This window comes from Meiothermus sp., from assembly GCF_025056915.1.
Lineage (GTDB): Bacteria > Deinococcota > Deinococci > Deinococcales > Thermaceae > Meiothermus.
The window spans coordinates 1-14942 of sequence record NZ_JANWVH010000073.1 but is presented as its reverse complement, the minus strand read 5'-3'; the positions used below and the strand labels follow the sequence as shown (position 1 = coordinate 14942).

Here is a 14942-nt window from a genome sequence, read left to right as displayed (position 1 = left end):
CAAAATCTGGCCCTCGGAGGGCGGGTAGACCCCGGAGAGGGCCTTGATCAGGGTGCTTTTGCCTGCGCCATTGTCGCCCAGAAGGCAGTGCACCTCGCCCGCGTACACCTTCATGTCGATGTCCTTGAGGGCGACCACCGGCCCAAAGTACTTGCTCACCTTGCGCAGCTCGACAAGAGGAGTCATCTCTACCTCCGCACCTGCATGGAGAGCTTGCGCAGATAGTTATTCAGGGTGACCGCGCCCAGAATCATGCCCCCCACCATCACCTTGAACCAGTCCAGGTCAATGTTGGTGTACACAATGCCCTGCTGCACCATGGCCAGGATCAAAGCCCCGATCCCCGCCCCAATCACCGAGCCGTAACCGCCCGTAAGCAAACAACCCCCAATCACCGCAGCGGCGATGGCCTCGAGCTCCTTTCCCTGGCCCTGCAGCACGTTGGCCGAGCCTAGTCCCATGACCTGGATGGCTGCGAGCAGGGTGGCAGCGGTAGCGGTCAGCATGAAGAGGGTGAGCTTGACCCGCCGCACCGGCACCCCCACGTTGCGGGCCGCGTTGGCATCGCCCCCCGCGCCAAAAATCCAGTTGCCGAAGGGGGTGCGGAGGAGCACAAAGCTTAGCACCAATGTAACCCCTATCCACCACCAGACCGCCGCAGGCAACCCCAAAAGCTCCCCGGTAAAGAGCCGGGCAATGGGGTCTGCGGCAATTTTGTCGTTCAACCCGGAGACAATGGTCAGTTTGGTGATGAGCTTGGTAAAGCCGATGTTAGCCCCCGCCAAGATAAACATCATGGCCAGGGTGACAATGAAACTGGGCAGGCCTGTACGCAGCACCAGATAGCCGTTGATGTAGCCAATGCACAAGGCAAAGCCTAGGGTAAGTAGAACGGCCAGCCCCAGGGGCAGGTTGCCGTAGCTGGGGTGGGCCAGAATGGCCATGCTGATGGCTGTCACTCCAATCATCGAGCTAACCGACAGGTCGAACTCCCCAGCAATCATCAGCAAGGCCACCGCCGAGGCCAGGATGCCGAGCTGGGCAGCAACCTCGAGGTAATTGCGGGTTCCTGCCCAGGTCAGAAAGCCGCTACCCCCTGCCACCACAGCGAAGAACCCAAACACCACCACCAGGCCGGCAAGTGAACCCAGCTCCGGGCGTAGCAGAAGGCGCTGCCAGAGGCTCATGGGCTGTAACCGCTCATCTTGTGCTTTGACCACCATACCTCCTTAAGAAGAGGGACTCCCGGGTCGCTTTGTTCCGGGAGTCCCCAGGGTGTTCAAGATCGCCTGGAATCGCCGGAAAATGTGCTAACGTATGCCCTTCTTGGAAAGGTCAACCACTTGCGCGGCGTTTTCCGGTGTGACAAAACCGGGCCCGGTCATGATCACCTTGTTAGCTGGCAAGAGTCCGTATTTCACATAGTTGTTCAGGACGACGATGGGCAGGTAGCCCTGAAGCCACTGCTGCTGGTCAATTGCAAACGCCATCTTCTTTTGCGAAAGGGCAGTCAGTACAGCCGGAGAGAGGTCAAAGGTGCCAAAGGTAATGCCCCTGCGTCCCTCCAGCGCCTGCAGCACAGGCTCTGCAGCAGTCGGACCCAGGGTCAGAACCCCGTCTATGCTGTTGTCTTTTTGCAAGGCTGCCGCCACCGCGTTGCGAATGCCGGTGGGGTCTCCAATCTTGACCGGAATCACATTGGGTTTGATGCCCAGCCCGTCGAAGAAGCCCTTGCAACGCAGGTCAAGGGCTACGTTGCCCACTTCCTGGTTGATACAGATGGCGTTCTTGACGCCGGCGGCCTTCATGCGCTGGCCCGCCCCCAGCCCGGCCTCGTACTCGGTCTGGCCCACGTGCACGAGCACCCCCAGGCTCTCGGCCACGTCCGAACCGGAGTTCATGGAGACCACCGGAATCCCGGCCCGAACGGCGGCCCGGATGGAACGCTCCAAAGCCTTTCCATCGGGAATCGAAACCACCAGAGCGCTGGGCCTCGAGGCCACCGCCGCGTCAATGAGCTGGGCCATCCGCACCATGTCAAAGGTCTCGGGTGCTCGGTACTCTACACGAGCCCCGGTCTCCTTGGCTGCCGCTTCTACCCCGTTCTTCACAACCGACCAGAAGGGGTCGGAAGCCTGCCCGTGGGAGACCACCACAATCCGTACCTGCTGGGCTATAGAAAGGCCCATGCCCATTACCAAAAGAAACGCCAGCCAGAACTTCTTCATGTCTAGCACCTCCCCTGCCGTTCGCAGCCCAGTATGCGAGCAGATCGCACCACTGAACCATGTTCGGCAGCGACCTTAGTTCTCAGGTCGCGGGTATTTTATGCTCATATACTTTCGTTTGTCAAGTCTTTCAGAGGATCACGAAACACTGACGAAACTATTTATCTTTCGATTTATAAGAGCTAGACAAGCTGAGACTATCGAGAATGCCGGGGCAACGCTTACGCTTTTTGGAGCTTTGCCCTGCAAAAATCAGGCTGGCAAGCTTTCGTACAAACTATACTTGAACACTTAGCTTGTTGTAGAAGCGGTAAGGAAGGGCACGGGAGCGATTGCTGGAGATTCATCACCTACCTCGCGCCAGCCACGCTCACCTTGTGTATTTTTGAAAATTACTTTTCCGCTTAGTGTCACATAACAGCCCGTACAACCACCCCCGCGCGGTGAGGGAATAAATCCTAGCCTGGTCGCGCTCGGTTCCTCCCCTACCTCGCAGGGGCGGCCAGGTGGGGTTGCGGATCTGGCCCTTCACGCAACCAGCGGGTTAGGGGTCTTGTCCGAGACCCTCTCAATCTTCTCTACGCAGTCGGGAGGGGCTTGAGGGCTATCCTCTTTGAAATCTGTGGGCGTGTGTGGGTGTCTTTATAGTACTTGGAAAGTTCTTCAAATGTTACGACTCTTTAGACCTCGAGTAAGCGTTGCCCCGGAGAAAGCATTGGCCACCTGGAAACTCGAAACCCAAACACCCGTAGGTCGGCCCCGGCCTGCGCTTGGGTGCGTAACGTCTTGGCTCAGATGCATTCTCGTTTTCGTGGGCGGCCACGCCTGTGAAGCGCGCGAAATCCTGCGCCCTGCCACTTTGATGCAATCTCAGGTGGGCCAGCCTCACTCAGGCTTGGCTTCTCGCCCCATCAGACGCGACAGCTCATCCAAGGGGTCGGCCCCCAGGTAAACCACCCGATACACCGCCTCGGTAATGGGCAGGTCGGCCCCGGTCTCCTCGTCCCAGGCGTGCAGCGCCTTGACTGTGTAGATGCCCTCGACCACCGTTTTTTGTGCTTGCAGGTGAGCCAGGGACTCCCCTTTTACAATGCGTTCACCCGCACTGCGGTTGCGGGACAGGGGGCTGCTGGCGGTTGCGATCAGGTCACCCAGCCCCGATAAGCCCATGAAAGTGGCCTCGCTGGCACCCTGGGCCACCCCAAATTTGATGATTTCGCGCAGGCCTCGGGTAATCAGGGCGGCCTTGGCATTGTCGCCCAGCTTCAAACCATCCACCATGCCCGCGGCCAGGGCGATTACGTTTTTGAGGGCTCCGCCCAGTTCCACTCCCACCACGTCCGAAGAGGTATAAACCCGAAAGCTTGCCCCCGAAAACACCTGCTGCACTTGCCGGGCCAGCTGCGGGTCGCGGGCTGCGACCACGGCTGCAGCTGGCAAAAAACGGGCCACCTCATCGGCCAGGTTTGGACCAGACAGCACCGCAACCCGGCTGACCCCCGTGACCTCTTCCACCACCTGGCTCATGCGAAGAAGGTGGTGGTCGGTAAAGTGCAGACCTTTGGTCACCGAAACATAGGCGGGTGCCTTTGGCAACAACCTCAGGGTTTCCCGCATCGCCCTCGAGGGAATGGCCACAACCGCGAACCGGGCTTTTTGCAGGGCTTCTTCGGCATCGGCGGTGGGGTGGAGGCTTTCGGGAAAGAGCGCTCCGGGCAGATATTCGCTGTTTTGTCGCTCCTCCTGCATGGCCCGGGCGTGCAGGGGCCGTCGCGCCCACAAATAGACCGGAATGCCTTTGGACGAAGCCAATAGGGCCAGCGCGGTACCCCAGGCCCCAGCCCCAATCACTGCTATGGGATAGCGGTTCTCCTCGGTTCTGAGCGGCTCCAACTTTGCAAGGGTGAGCGAGTCAGGCATAGCAAAGACCCTATCACTCTATCGCACCCTCGCCGGATACCCCGCCCCTCCATCCTGAACAAGGTTCCCTCCCCTTTGGAGGAGAAGCGCTCGAGGCAGATGCACCGTGCAGCTTGGAGAACAACCCAACTGGCAATGAGGTGTTGCCGGGCGCGTGGGGCTGTACCCCGGATTGGGCAATAGAGCGCTCTTCACCTATTATGCGCCATTCGAGTTCGAGAAAGCCTGGTTCGGAACAAAACAGTGGCCGCCTGGAAACTCGAAAACATGCGTCTCGGCCCAGACGCAACGCAGACACTTGTCCCTTCTCGTTTTCGGGGGCGGCCACGTCTGTGAAGGGCGCGATAAGACAAAGACCGAACAACGATGTATCTGTTTTAGTCTATCCCCGAGGCCGGGCTCACGGACGCATCAGCACCAGAATCGAGAAGGCCTCGTACCAGGCCCCTACCAGCAGAAAAAATGCCCCCAGATACACCGTCAGCCCCAGCGCCCGCAGGCCGGCCCGGTAGCCTTCGGCCCGCAGGGTTTTGAGCATCAAGACCAGACCGCCGAAGGTGACCAGGATGTAGGCCTGGAGTTCAACGACGATGGTCGGGAGGTGCAGCAGGTAGTTCGCCAGGGGCAGGGCCGCCGGGCTCAGGGCAAACCCCAGCACGAAGTAGCGCAGGGCGTTGAACAGCAAGGCCGGAATGCCCAGGAAAAGCCCTGGCACGGCAGTGGTCAGCACCAGGCCGTTGGTGAAGTTCCAGTAGAAGATCACCAGGGCCAGCCCCAGCACCCCCCCGCCCAGCGCACCGCCGAGGCCGATCTGCTCGAGGGCCCCCCCCACAATCTCCTGCATGAGCTTGACCAACTGAGGGTTGGCATAAGCCAGCAGCCCGCCCAGGGCAAAAAGACCATACAGGCCGATGTTCACCCCCACATACCAGCTCCGGTACTGACCCACCAAAGCCCAGCCCTCGCGCCACCAACGGGCCAGCACACCATCGCCCCGCAGGGCCACCAGCCAGCTCAGTGAGAGCGCCACAAACAGCGCCCAGGAGAAAGGGCTCTTGAGCCAGGCCGGTAGCAGACCGCCCTCCGGGGCAAAGCCGATGCGGGTGACCTCGCCCTCCCGGATGGTTACCCTGACCTCGCCGCCCCGGCCCGATACGGTGGCGGGGAACTGCACGATGACCCCCCGGGGGGTCTTCTCCTCTATGGGCTCGTTGAGGTTCACCGAGAGACCCCTGGGTGGAGGCGCAAAAGCAAAGCTGCGCTCGAGCAGCCGGATGGCCTCCTCGGTGGACTTACCCACCGCCTGTGAGGGGTCTACCGTGTATTGGCCGGCTTGCCAGTCCCGAACCGCCTGCCGGGCCATCTCCACGTTGCTCTGTGCAAAGGCCCATGGGAGGCATGGCCCAACCATCAAGAGCCAAACAATCCACTTCTGGTCAACCCACTTCCACATGGTTATAGCCTACCGCCTCGGGCCTAGACTTCCTGTAAGGGCACACCCCGTTGACACAGGGGGCAGGACTCCGGGGCGTAGGTCGGAAAGTCGAGCTGCACCAGCGAACGGTAGGGCACGCCAAACTCGGCCCGGCCCGCGCTGCGGTCCACAATGGCCCCCACCGCCACGCACCGCCCCCCCCGGGCCTCGGCAGCCTGGATGGCTTTGTGCACCGAGCCTCCGGTGGTGACCACATCCTCTACGGCCAGGAAGCACTCGCCGGGGTGGATGGTCAGCCCCTCGCGCACCTGCATACCCCCCTGGCCGTCCTTCTCGGCAAAGAGGGCCCGCACCCCCAGGGCCTTGGCCGTTACGAACGCGAGCACCACCCCTCCCATGGCCGGGCCAATCACAAACTGGATATCCAGCTCGTCGAATAGCTCCCCCAACGCCTGTCCCACCGCCTCGGCGTAGAAGGGGTGTTGTAAAAGGGTGGTGGATTGCAAAAACTTGGGTGAGTGCCGGCCCGAACGCAGCAAAAAATGCCCTTCCAGCAGGGCGCCGGTTTCTTTGTAAAGGCTCAGGATATCCACAGCCCTATGCTACCGGGTATCCCGCAACGGCAAGCGGGCTTTGGCCGCCCGAATCGGGTCGCAGCCTGCACAACCGGCAAGACCGACTGTTCGAAAGGCGGCTACGCGCATCCAGCTTTCAGGTGCGGGCATGGCAGTCCCTCAGAAGGGGAAAGCAGAACGTATCTGAGCGAGGGTTTGTCTTTCGCACTTTGAGCCTTATGCTACGGGCTAATGTACCTGGCCGAGCGAGTACGGGGCGGTTTGGTGGGCCTTCTGGTCGGCGACGCGCTGGGCGTGCCCTACGAGTTTCACCCCGCCGAGGCCCTGCCGCCCCTCGAGCAGCTCGAGATGGAACCCCCGCCCGGCTTTGCCCGGGCCCATGCCGGGGTGCCGCCGGGCACCTGGTCCGACGACGGGGCGCAGGCGCTGGCCCTGCTGGCCTCGTTGCTGGCGCAGGGGCGGCTGAACCTGGCGGATTTTGCCCAACGGCTCTTGGCCTGGCGAATGCGGGGCTATATGGCGGTGGACTCGAGGGTATTCGATGTGGGCGTCCAGACCCACCGGGCCCTGGAGGCGCTGGCGCGGGGGGTGCCTCCAGCCGAGGCCGGCCCCGCCGAGGAGCGGGCCAACGGCAACGGCTCTTTGATGCGGGTGCTGCCCCTGGCCATGTGGCACCAGGGTTCGGACGAGGCTTTGGTGCAGGACGCCATGCTCCAGTCCAACCCCACCCACCGCCACCCCCGCGCGCGGGTCTGCTGTGCGCTCTACTGCCTGTGGGCCCGCTACGAGCTTTTGGGCTTGGCCCAGGCCTGGGAAAAGGCGGTGAGCACCCTCGAGGCCCTGCTCCCCGAAGCCTCTGCCGAACGCAGCGAGCTAGACCGCCATGTGCGCCCCAGGGACAACCCCCGGTGCAGGGCAGCGGCTACGTGGTGGACTCCTTGCACTCGGCCCGCTGGGCGCTGGAGCAAGGCTCTGGCTTCGAGCAGGTGGTGCGGCTGGCCATCTCGCTGGGAAACGATACCGACACCACCGCCTGCGTGGCCGGGGGCATCGCTGGCATCCGCTACGGCTACGGCGCCATCCCGGCCCGCTGGCGGGAGGGCCTGCGGGGCCAGGCCCTCTACCAGGGGCTGCTGGAGCAGCTGCTGCAGGCCGCAACCTGAATCAAACCGGCAGCCGCACCGCCCGGCGCTTACTGCTGCGTCGCATAAAATCCCGTACAACCCCACCCGCACGGTGAGCGAATAATGTCAATCCCGGCCTGGACTCGCCCGGTTCCTCCCCGGCCACGTAGGAGAGGCCGGGTGGGGTTGCCGACCTGGCCCTTCACGCAATCAGCCGATGGGGGGTCTTGTCCGATACCCTCCCCAACCCTCCCTACGCGGTCGGGAGGGGCTTAAGGGCTATCACTCTTTGGAATCTGTGGGAGTTTTTGGGCATCTTTAGGACATTGTTGCGATGGGGCATCGCCGGGTGAGCAAGAGTCAGCCAGGCCATGGAGTGGGTCTAGCTGGAGCCTGAAGCCCCCTACAATAGAGGGCATGGCGTATCCGCTCTATTTACCCGGTGAACCCGCACCCCCAGAGGCCAGGCCGCTCTATGAGCTTCCTCTCCTGGTTCTGGTGGGCCTGACCGGGGTGGGCAAGACCAGCCTCCTGGAGGCCCTTGGCTACCCCACCCTGCCCGACCGACGGGAGCTGGCCGACCGCTACGTGTTTCCCCGCTACGGCTACACCGAGCCGCCCCAGGACCGCAGCGAGCGCTTCGCCCTCACCCGGCGCTTTCGGCAGGAGCACCCCGGCGGGGTGGCGGAAATCCTGGCCCAAAGCCGCGCCGTACCCGCCTGGCCGCTACTCTTCGATGGCCTGCGGGGGGCGGACGAGGTGCGCTTCGCCCTGGAACACCTGCCCGGCAGCTACTTTGTGGTGCTGGAAGCCCGCGACCTGACCCGCCTATCGCGCCTGCTCCGGCGGGGCGACGCCTTCGACCGGGTGCGCCTCGAGCCCACCGACCAAGCCGCCCTCAGCGAGCTGGCGCGGGGGGTTCTGAGCGAGGCGGAGCTACAGGAGGCCCTGAGCTGGGGGGTGCCTCCACAGGAGCTCACCGCCAAGCTCAAAATTGTGGCCGAGGAGCGCAAAAACTACGACCCCGCGGGCAGCCGGCGGGTGCTTTGGGGCCACCCCAGGGCTTTGTTCCTGGACACCGAGGCCCTGGACATAGCCCAGGAAGCAGCGGCCATCCGGGCCCTGGTGGAGCGGGTGCATGCCTAGCATCGCACGCATCACTTCCCGTCCGTTCCGGCTGCCACTCCGGGGCGCGTTGCGCTGGGGCAAAGCCTCGGAGCTGGCCGCCTTGGAGCACGTGCTGCTCGAGGTCGAGCTTTCCGACGGGGCCATTGGCCGGGCCGAGATTCCCCCCCGGCCCACCATCTACGGCGAGACCGTAGCCACCGTACAGGCCGCCCTGGACTACCTGACCCCAAAGCTGCTGGGCCTGGAGGTCGAGGACACCGAGGCCATCCAGCAGGTGCTGCAGGGCTTCCCCGGCCACCTCACCACCAAAGGGGGGCTGGACATCGCGCTGTGGGAAGCCTGGGCCAGAAGCGAGGGACAGGAACTCTGGCAGGTCTTCGAGCCGCACCACCCCCGGGTGCAGGTCAGCTACATCCTGGGCATCGCCGACGAAGCTGAGATGCTGGCCGATGCACGGGCCGTTTACGAAGCCGGGGTGCGGGTGCTCAAGGTGAAGGTGGGCCGCGACCTCGAGGCCGACCTGGCCCGCCTCGGCACCCTGCGCGCGCACTTCCCCGACGTCGCGCTCTACGCCGATGCCAACGAGACCCTCTCCCCCGAGGAGGCCGAAACCTACCTGCGCCGCTGGGCCGAGGCCGGGCTTCTGTACGTGGAGGAGCCCCTGCCCATCGCCGAGGTGCTGGCCCGCAAGCGCCTGCGCAAGGCGGCCATCCTGCCCCTCATCGCCGACGATTCAGCCTTTACCCTGCGCGACCTGTGGCGCGAGGCCCAGCTCGACACCTACGATATCCTGAACCTCAAACCGGCCCGCACCGGCTACACCCAGACCCTGCAGATGCTGGCCCTGAACCGCGTCGAGGGCAAGAGGGCCATGGTGGGGTCGCAGGCTTTGTCTAGCTTTGGGGCCTACCAGACCGCGCTGATGGCCTTCCAGGAAGGGGTGAGCGAGCCCTGCGAGCTGGCCTTCCACCTCAAGGCCCAAGGCAGCTTCTGTCCTTTTCCCCCGCTCAGGGACGGCTGGCTATACTGGGAAGACCTGGCCCAGTGCCGCTTCGATGTATCGGCCTTTGAGCCTTATGCCCTGGACTGAGCACCCTGCGCTGCTGCCAACCGTGCACCGGCCCGGCGGAATGAAATTCCCTCAGCCAGACGCCCTCCTTGGCGGCCCCGGGCGAGGGCAAGTCCAGGGAAGGACGCCCGGTGACCATCATGACCCCCATCCTGCTACCCGAACGGATTCTCCAGGTGCTGCGGATCATCTGCCCCATTCTGAACGATGCCCGGGTGGAGTGGGCGGTGAGCGGCAGCCTGGCGCTGGCGCTGCACGGGCTGCCGGTGGTGCCCAAGGACGTAGACCTCCAGACCGACCGGGTAGGGGTCGAACAGATGGCCCATCTGCTGGGGGAGTACCTGGTCTATCCCCCCGGCCTGCACCTGGGGGTGCGGCTGGTGCGCTCGTACCTGGCCCAGTTCAGGGTTCAGGGCATCGTGGTGGAAGCCATGGGCCACATGGAATTCCAGACCCCCGATGGCCGCTGGAGCCCCGCCCCCAGCTTCCGCTTCAAACGAGCCGCGGTGGATTATCTGGGTCTTGAGATTCCGGTGGTTTCCCTCGAGTTTCTGTGGGCGTTTTATACCCAGCTCGAGCGCCCGGGCCGGGTGGCCCTGATTGAGGCCCGGCTCAAAGCCCTGGGGGAGGACGGCCCGGGCCGATGAACCAGGCTTTGGCATTTTAGACGGCCTCCCCCTGTGTTCAGGCCACCGCCTCGGCGGGGGCAGTCCCGGCAGGCTGATTTAAGGCTTTGGCTGAGGGATGCTCGAGTTCAAAAGAGCTCGAGCGCATAGGTCACCACGGCGCTGGCCTCCCGGAAGCCCAACTGTTTGTAAAGCGCCTGGGCCGCCTTTTCATGATCGTGCGCACGAACTTGCAGCGACCCAATCTGCGGGTTGCTGAAGGCCCACCCGGCGGCAGCGCCCAACAGCGCCCGGCCCAGGCCTTTGCCTCTGGCCTCCGGCACCACCCCAATGTAGGCAATCTCGGCCTGGGTGTCGTCGAGCTCGAGTTCGACCATCCCCACCGGCTTCCCGTTGCGGTCGGTGTGGAAGGCCATAAATAGCTCCACCTCGGCGCCCAGAAAGTGCTGCCGCAGCTCTTCATCGGTCCAGTGCAGGCGCAGGCTCCAGCCATCCTCGGCACGGCTGTACAGGTCGCGGTAAACGGCGGGGTCGCAGGGCTCGGCCCGCTCGATCTTGTAGCCGGGGGGCACCGGGTAGGACAGGTCGGTGCGGCCAATGGTGTAAAAGTAGGTGGTGTGCTGGGCGGAAAAGCCCACCTCTTCCAGCAACCTCCGGGCCGCGCGGTTGTGGGCCTCGGGAAAGGCATAGAGGGTGGGGTAGCCCTCCTGCCGGGCTTTCCTGACCAGGTGCTCCAAAAGCGCCCTGCCGTTGCCGGCGCGGACGATGGGCCCCTCCAGGGCCGCCCCGTCCCAGAAGGGCACCAACGCCCCATAGCCCTGCACCCGACCCGCCTCGAGCCAGACCCAGGCTTTTTCGTCCTCTCCGGCCAGCACCTCCCACCACAGTCCCTCCGGGGTGCGGGCCTCGGGGGCCAGCGCCCGGCGCTCCGGGGCCTCATCCATCCAGGCCAGCAGCTCGGCGAGCTGGGAAAGGTGGGTTTGAGCAACGGGCCGGTTCATGGCACAATCCTTCGGGCAAAAAAGCTTCGTGTGCAAGACTGCCCCATGCACGTTCACAGAAGCGGTTTTGCAGACCCCTAAAGAGCCGTTGATGAAAACCACCCTGGTGTGGTTGTATTGTACTACGCCGCCATCTGTTAGAATCACCTGAAACACAATGAGCAGCCTTACCACCTTTGTCATCAACCCGGCGGCAGGGCGAGGTCGGGTGGGTCAGATGCTACCGCACCTCGAGACCGCCATTCGCCAGCAGGCCCGCTCATCCGACATAGAAATCATCATTACCCAGGCCCCAGGACACGGCACCGAGGTGGCCCGGAAGGCCCCCGCGGGTAGCCGGGTGGTGGCCGTGGGGGGCGACGGAACGGTGCACGAGGTGGTGCGCGGAATTGCCGGTTCGGACAAAGCGCTGGGGGTTATTCCCATCGGCAGCGGCAACGACTTCGCCCGCATGGTGGGCCTGCATCGGCACGACCTGGGGGCCGCCCTGCACACCGCCCTGCAAGGCACCATCCAGGCGGTTGACTTTGGCCTGGTCAACAACCAGCCCTATGGGGCCAGTCTGGGCATCGGCTTCGATGCCGCGGTGGCCCGCAAAGCCCTCTCGGCCCCCACCTTCCTGCGGGGCATGCCCCGTTACCTGTACTCGCTGTTTGGTGTGCTAAAGGAGCTGGAGCTGCCCACCCTCGAGCTCATCCAAAACGGCCAGACCCTCTACCGCGGCCCGAGCCTCCTGGTGGCCCTGATGAACGCCTCAACCTACGGGGGAGGTATTCCCATCGTGCCCGACGCGGTGCCCACCGATGGCCTCATCTCGGCGGCGGTGGCCGGGGAGTTCAGCCGCCTGGGGGTGGTGGGGATTCTGCCCCGGCTGCTCCTGGGCCGCCATGTGAACCACCCCCGGCTCCACTTCTTCCGGGGCGCCGAGTTCACCGCCCGCTTCGACCGCCCCGTCCCGGCCCATTCCGATGGCGAACTCATCGAACCTTCCACCGAGTACCACGTGCGTATGGTGCCGGGGGGCCTGAAGGTGATCCAGCCCTGACGTTGGAGGAACGCGTGTGAAATTAACGCCCTGGTTAACGGTTTACCCGGTGATGTATAACCAACCCCTCAAACCGACCCCTGCTACATTGAATATACATAGGGCCTGGAGCCTTTCATGAAAGGAATGGACATTCGGTGAACGAGGTTAGTTGGAAGCTATTTGCGCCGCTCTCGATTGAAGGGGCCACACTCCTGATCGAACACCAAGACCTACCCTCCGGCATGGCCGTGCGCCTGGGGGGGGTCGGGGGGGTGGTGCTCAAGCCCCAGGAAGCCCAGGAGCTTTTGCTCAACCTGCTCACCGGCGAATCCTGGGTGAGCAGCCGCCTGGTCTGGGCGGCCCCCCGGCTGCACATAGGGCAAAGGGGCTACAACCTGAGCGAACGGGCCAAGCTGGCCCTGATTGAAGCGCTGCAGTCCCTGCTGGTCGAATCCCAGGGGGTAGCGGTCAATCCCATGCCCCGAGAAACCTGGCAGCGCTCGCTCCTGGAAATCACCCAGCACCGCTTTACCAGCGTGGAAGAGGTCTTACCCAAGCTGGGGGAAATCCTGATTTCGCTGGGCTTCAAGGGCATCTGCTTGTGGCTGCGCGACAGCAACGAGCGCACCCTCAAGCTGGTCGGCCAGTACCCCGAAGCCGCCCCGCCCGAAGACCTCCTGCCCGAGCGACACGCGGTGTATTTTCAGGTGCTCGAGCGCAACCTGCTGATTGCCGCCGACGATGCCCGCCAGGACGCCCGCATGACCGAACTGCGCGACATCCTGGTCAGCCGAGGGCTGGGCGCGGTCTTGCAGGTGGTGTTCCATGGCGAGAGCGGTCTGAGGGGGGTCATGTGGATTGAAAGCCTCCAACCCCGCAAATGGAGCAACGCCGACGAGACCCTGGCCCTGGCCATGGCCCAGGTGATCGAGCGCATCCTGCGCCCCCTCAAGGACGAGCTCAAAATCCAGACCCCCGAGCGCAAGTCGCTGGCGGTCAAGCGCAGCGAGTTTGAACTCAACCTTTCCCAGGCCCTCTCGCTGGCCCAGCGGCATGGGCGTTCCCTGGCCCTGATGCGCATCCGGGTCGAGGGCATGAACAAGGCCCAGACCGAACAGGCCGCCCGCGAGATTGCCTACACCCTGCGCCAGAGCGACTCGCTGGCCTATCTGGGCGAGCAGGGCTTTGCCCTGCTGCTTTCCGAGGTGCGCTGGACGGCGGGGGCCAGCCGGGTGGCCCACCGCTTGCTTGGTCGCTTGCGGGCTGCCCTGGCAGGTCTGAAGGTCGGCATCGGCATCGCCATGTTTCCCCAGGACGCCACCTCGGTGGAGGGGCTGTGGACCCAGGCCGAACAGGCCTGCCAGAAGGCCCTCGAGACCGGCGGCGGTATCCGCCTGCTGACCCCCGGCGCCTCCGAGTTGCAAGAAGCCCTCTCGCAGGACGGACTGACCCTGCACTTCCAGCCGGTGTTCAACCTGAGCGACCTCGAGCTTGTCGCCGTGGAGGCCCTGGCCCGCTGGCCCAAACCCAAGGGCCTGCACCAGGCGGGCGAGTTTCTGCCCCTGGCCGAGCAGGTCGGCCTGATGAGCGCCCAGGATCGCTGGGCCCTCGACAAGGTGCTCGACCAGGCGGCCCTCTGGAAACCCTCCGGGGTCAACGCCCGCTTTAGCGTCAACATCTCCTCCGAGACCCTGGTCGACCCCAACTTCCCCACCGTCTTGCAAGAGATGCTTGCGGCCAAACGTCTGCCCTCCGACATCATCATCGTGGAGCTGCGCGAGGAAGCCATCCTGAGCGACCTCGAGACCGCCAGCCGCAGCCTCGAGATCCTCAAGCACCTGGGGGTCTCGATTGCCCTCGACAACTTTGGCACCAACCCCCTCCCCCTCACCCAGCTCAAGCGGTTGCCGCTCGACTGGATCAAGCTCAACCCGGCCCTCTCTTCTTCCGAAAACGCCCCGCTGGCCAAGGCTGCCATAGACATGGTTCATGCCGTCGGCACCAAGGCCGTGGCCAAGGGCCTGGAAGAGCAGTCTCAGCTCACCCGCATGAAGGAGCTGGGCGCCGACTACGGCCAGGGCCACATCCTGGGCTGGCCGGTTGCTGCCGAAGACCTGGGGGCCTTGCTGGTGTGGGGCATAGGCACCTGAACATCTGCTACCATTGACCCTGTGACCGAAGGCGCGGTGCTGGTGCTGCGGCTATTGCTGTGGCTGTTGCCAGGATTGCTCATGTTCCTGGCGGTGCGCGGTTTTCTGGCTGGACGACCCCGATTGGCCCTAGGCTTTTTGGTGGGTGGGGTGCTGGCTGCCCTGCTGGTCAAACCCTTTCCGGTGGGTTTTGCCTTTTGGCTGATTGGCGGACTGGCGGGCTTGGGCGGGGGGCGCAACCCCAGGTATGCCCGCGAGCTGCGCGAGCGCATCGAGGAGCAAAGGCGCTAGCCGCCCAGCGGCACCAAAAGCCCCGGGCGTTCGAAGGTGCACCGGATGCCCAACCCGGGGTTGGGGGCTCGCTATACTGAAGCGTTATGGCCTCACTGCAAGACAAAACCTCGCTGCTCTCCCTGCCCATCGAATCACTGCCGGGCGAAGGCTACCGGCGGCAACAGCTGGCGGGCTGGCTCTATGCCAGGGGCGCTCGACAGTGGGATCAGATGACCGACCTGCCCAGGGCCCTGCGCAACGAGTGGGCCGAGCAGTTCCGGGTTTCGGAGTTCGCCGAGGTTTTGCCTTATCCAAGCCAGGATGGCTCGGTCAAGTACCTCTACACCCTGCTCGACGGCCAGAAAACCGAGGCGGTCTACATGCCC

At 64.1% G+C, this 14942-nt stretch carries 13 protein-coding genes and 2 pseudogenes; 8 read left to right on the top strand and 7 right to left on the bottom strand.

From position 1 onward, the window contains the following. The 6 genes from NZN28_RS11345 to pyrE all read right to left on the bottom strand — a co-directional run. Positions 1 to 186, bottom strand: a 186-nt coding sequence (locus NZN28_RS11345) for an ATP-binding cassette domain-containing protein (protein ID WP_295398262.1), incomplete at its 3' end; no start/stop codon positions are given. 2 nt (positions 187 to 188) lie between these two features. Next, positions 189 to 1223 carry an ABC transporter permease gene (locus NZN28_RS11340; protein WP_295398260.1) on the bottom strand — a complete coding sequence of 345 codons (1035 nt, stop codon included), beginning with the start codon at positions 1221 to 1223 and terminating at the stop codon, positions 189 to 191. 87 nt (positions 1224 to 1310) lie between these two features. Next, positions 1311 to 2228, bottom strand: coding sequence for a sugar ABC transporter substrate-binding protein (locus NZN28_RS11335; protein WP_295398258.1), 918 nt, complete (start codon positions 2226 to 2228; stop codon positions 1311 to 1313). Positions 2229 to 3113: 885 nt separating this feature from the next. Then, positions 3114 to 4148 (bottom strand): NAD(P)H-dependent glycerol-3-phosphate dehydrogenase, encoded by a 1035-nt coding sequence (locus NZN28_RS11330; protein WP_295398256.1) that lies wholly within the window; start codon positions 4146 to 4148, stop codon positions 3114 to 3116. 400 nt (positions 4149 to 4548) lie between these two features. Beyond that, a complete protein-coding gene (locus NZN28_RS11325; protein ID WP_318778475.1) occupies positions 4549 to 5601 on the bottom strand; it encodes a stage II sporulation protein M in 1053 nt (350 codons plus the stop codon). Between the two features lie 23 nt (positions 5602 to 5624). Beyond that, positions 5625 to 6176, bottom strand: coding sequence for an orotate phosphoribosyltransferase (gene pyrE, locus NZN28_RS11320; RefSeq protein WP_295398255.1), 552 nt, complete (start codon positions 6174 to 6176; stop codon positions 5625 to 5627). Between the two features lie 213 nt (positions 6177 to 6389). Here pyrE and NZN28_RS11315 point away from each other — a divergent pair. The 4 genes and pseudogenes from NZN28_RS11315 (at position 6390) to NZN28_RS11300 (ending at position 10126) form a co-directional block, all read left to right on the top strand. Further along, a pseudogene (locus NZN28_RS11315) lies at positions 6390 to 7321 on the top strand (ADP-ribosylglycohydrolase family protein). Positions 7322 to 7699: 378 nt separating this feature from the next. Continuing rightward, positions 7700 to 8428: a hypothetical protein gene (locus NZN28_RS11310; protein WP_295398250.1), complete on the top strand. Its 729-nt coding sequence runs from the start codon at positions 7700 to 7702 to the stop codon at positions 8426 to 8428. Then, positions 8421 to 9500, top strand: coding sequence for an enolase C-terminal domain-like protein (locus NZN28_RS11305; RefSeq protein ID WP_295398248.1), 1080 nt, complete (start codon positions 8421 to 8423; stop codon positions 9498 to 9500). The genes NZN28_RS11310 and NZN28_RS11305 overlap by 8 nt, the downstream gene beginning before the upstream one ends. Positions 9501 to 9568: 68 nt before the next feature. Then, complete coding sequence (locus tag NZN28_RS11300) at positions 9569 to 10126, top strand: hypothetical protein (RefSeq protein WP_295398246.1); 558 nt, start codon at positions 9569 to 9571, stop codon at positions 10124 to 10126. Between the two features lie 107 nt (positions 10127 to 10233). On the opposite strand, the gene NZN28_RS11295 is transcribed toward NZN28_RS11300, so the two are convergent. Further along, a complete protein-coding gene (locus NZN28_RS11295) occupies positions 10234 to 11106 on the bottom strand; it encodes a GNAT family N-acetyltransferase (protein WP_295398243.1) in 873 nt (290 codons plus the stop codon). A 157-nt stretch (positions 11107 to 11263) separates the two neighbouring features. Here NZN28_RS11295 and NZN28_RS11290 point away from each other — a divergent pair, with 157 nt between their 5' ends. The 4 genes and pseudogenes from NZN28_RS11290 to NZN28_RS11275 form a co-directional block, all read left to right on the top strand. Then, entirely contained in the window at positions 11264 to 12151 is an 888-nt protein-coding gene (locus NZN28_RS11290; RefSeq protein ID WP_295398242.1) for a diacylglycerol kinase family protein, read from the top strand. A 137-nt stretch (positions 12152 to 12288) separates the two neighbouring features. Continuing rightward, positions 12289 to 14283, top strand: coding sequence for an EAL domain-containing protein (locus NZN28_RS11285; RefSeq protein WP_295398240.1), 1995 nt, complete (start codon positions 12289 to 12291; stop codon positions 14281 to 14283). A gap of 21 nt (positions 14284 to 14304) precedes the next feature. After that, the gene (locus NZN28_RS11280) at positions 14305 to 14574 is read left to right on the top strand and encodes a hypothetical protein (protein WP_295398239.1); all 270 of its coding nucleotides are present in this window, start codon (positions 14305 to 14307) and stop codon (positions 14572 to 14574) included. Positions 14575 to 14660: 86 nt separating this feature from the next. Further along, a pseudogene (locus NZN28_RS11275) lies at positions 14661 to 14942 on the top strand (23S rRNA (adenine(2503)-C(2))-methyltransferase RlmN); the annotation flags it as partial.

Bases quoted from the DNA above. Each gene is read 5' to 3' on its own strand.
- NZN28_RS11340 (WP_295398260.1), bottom strand. From the start codon at position 1,223: ATGGTGGTCAAAGCACAAGATGAGCGGTTACAGCCCATGAGCCTCTGG.
- NZN28_RS11335 (WP_295398258.1), bottom strand. From the start codon at position 2,228: ATGAAGAAGTTCTGGCTGGCGTTTCTTTTGGTAATGGGCATGGGCCTT.
- NZN28_RS11330 (WP_295398256.1), bottom strand. From the start codon at position 4,148: ATGCCTGACTCGCTCACCCTTGCAAAGTTGGAGCCGCTCAGAACCGAG.
- NZN28_RS11325 (WP_318778475.1), bottom strand. From the start codon at position 5,601: ATGTGGAAGTGGGTTGACCAGAAGTGGATTGTTTGGCTCTTGATGGTT.
- NZN28_RS11310 (WP_295398250.1), top strand. From the start codon at position 7,700: ATGGCGTATCCGCTCTATTTACCCGGTGAACCCGCACCCCCAGAGGCC.
- NZN28_RS11305 (WP_295398248.1), top strand. From the start codon at position 8,421: ATGCCTAGCATCGCACGCATCACTTCCCGTCCGTTCCGGCTGCCACTC.
- NZN28_RS11295 (WP_295398243.1), bottom strand. From the start codon at position 11,106: ATGAACCGGCCCGTTGCTCAAACCCACCTTTCCCAGCTCGCCGAGCTG.
- NZN28_RS11290 (WP_295398242.1), top strand. From the start codon at position 11,264: ATGAGCAGCCTTACCACCTTTGTCATCAACCCGGCGGCAGGGCGAGGT.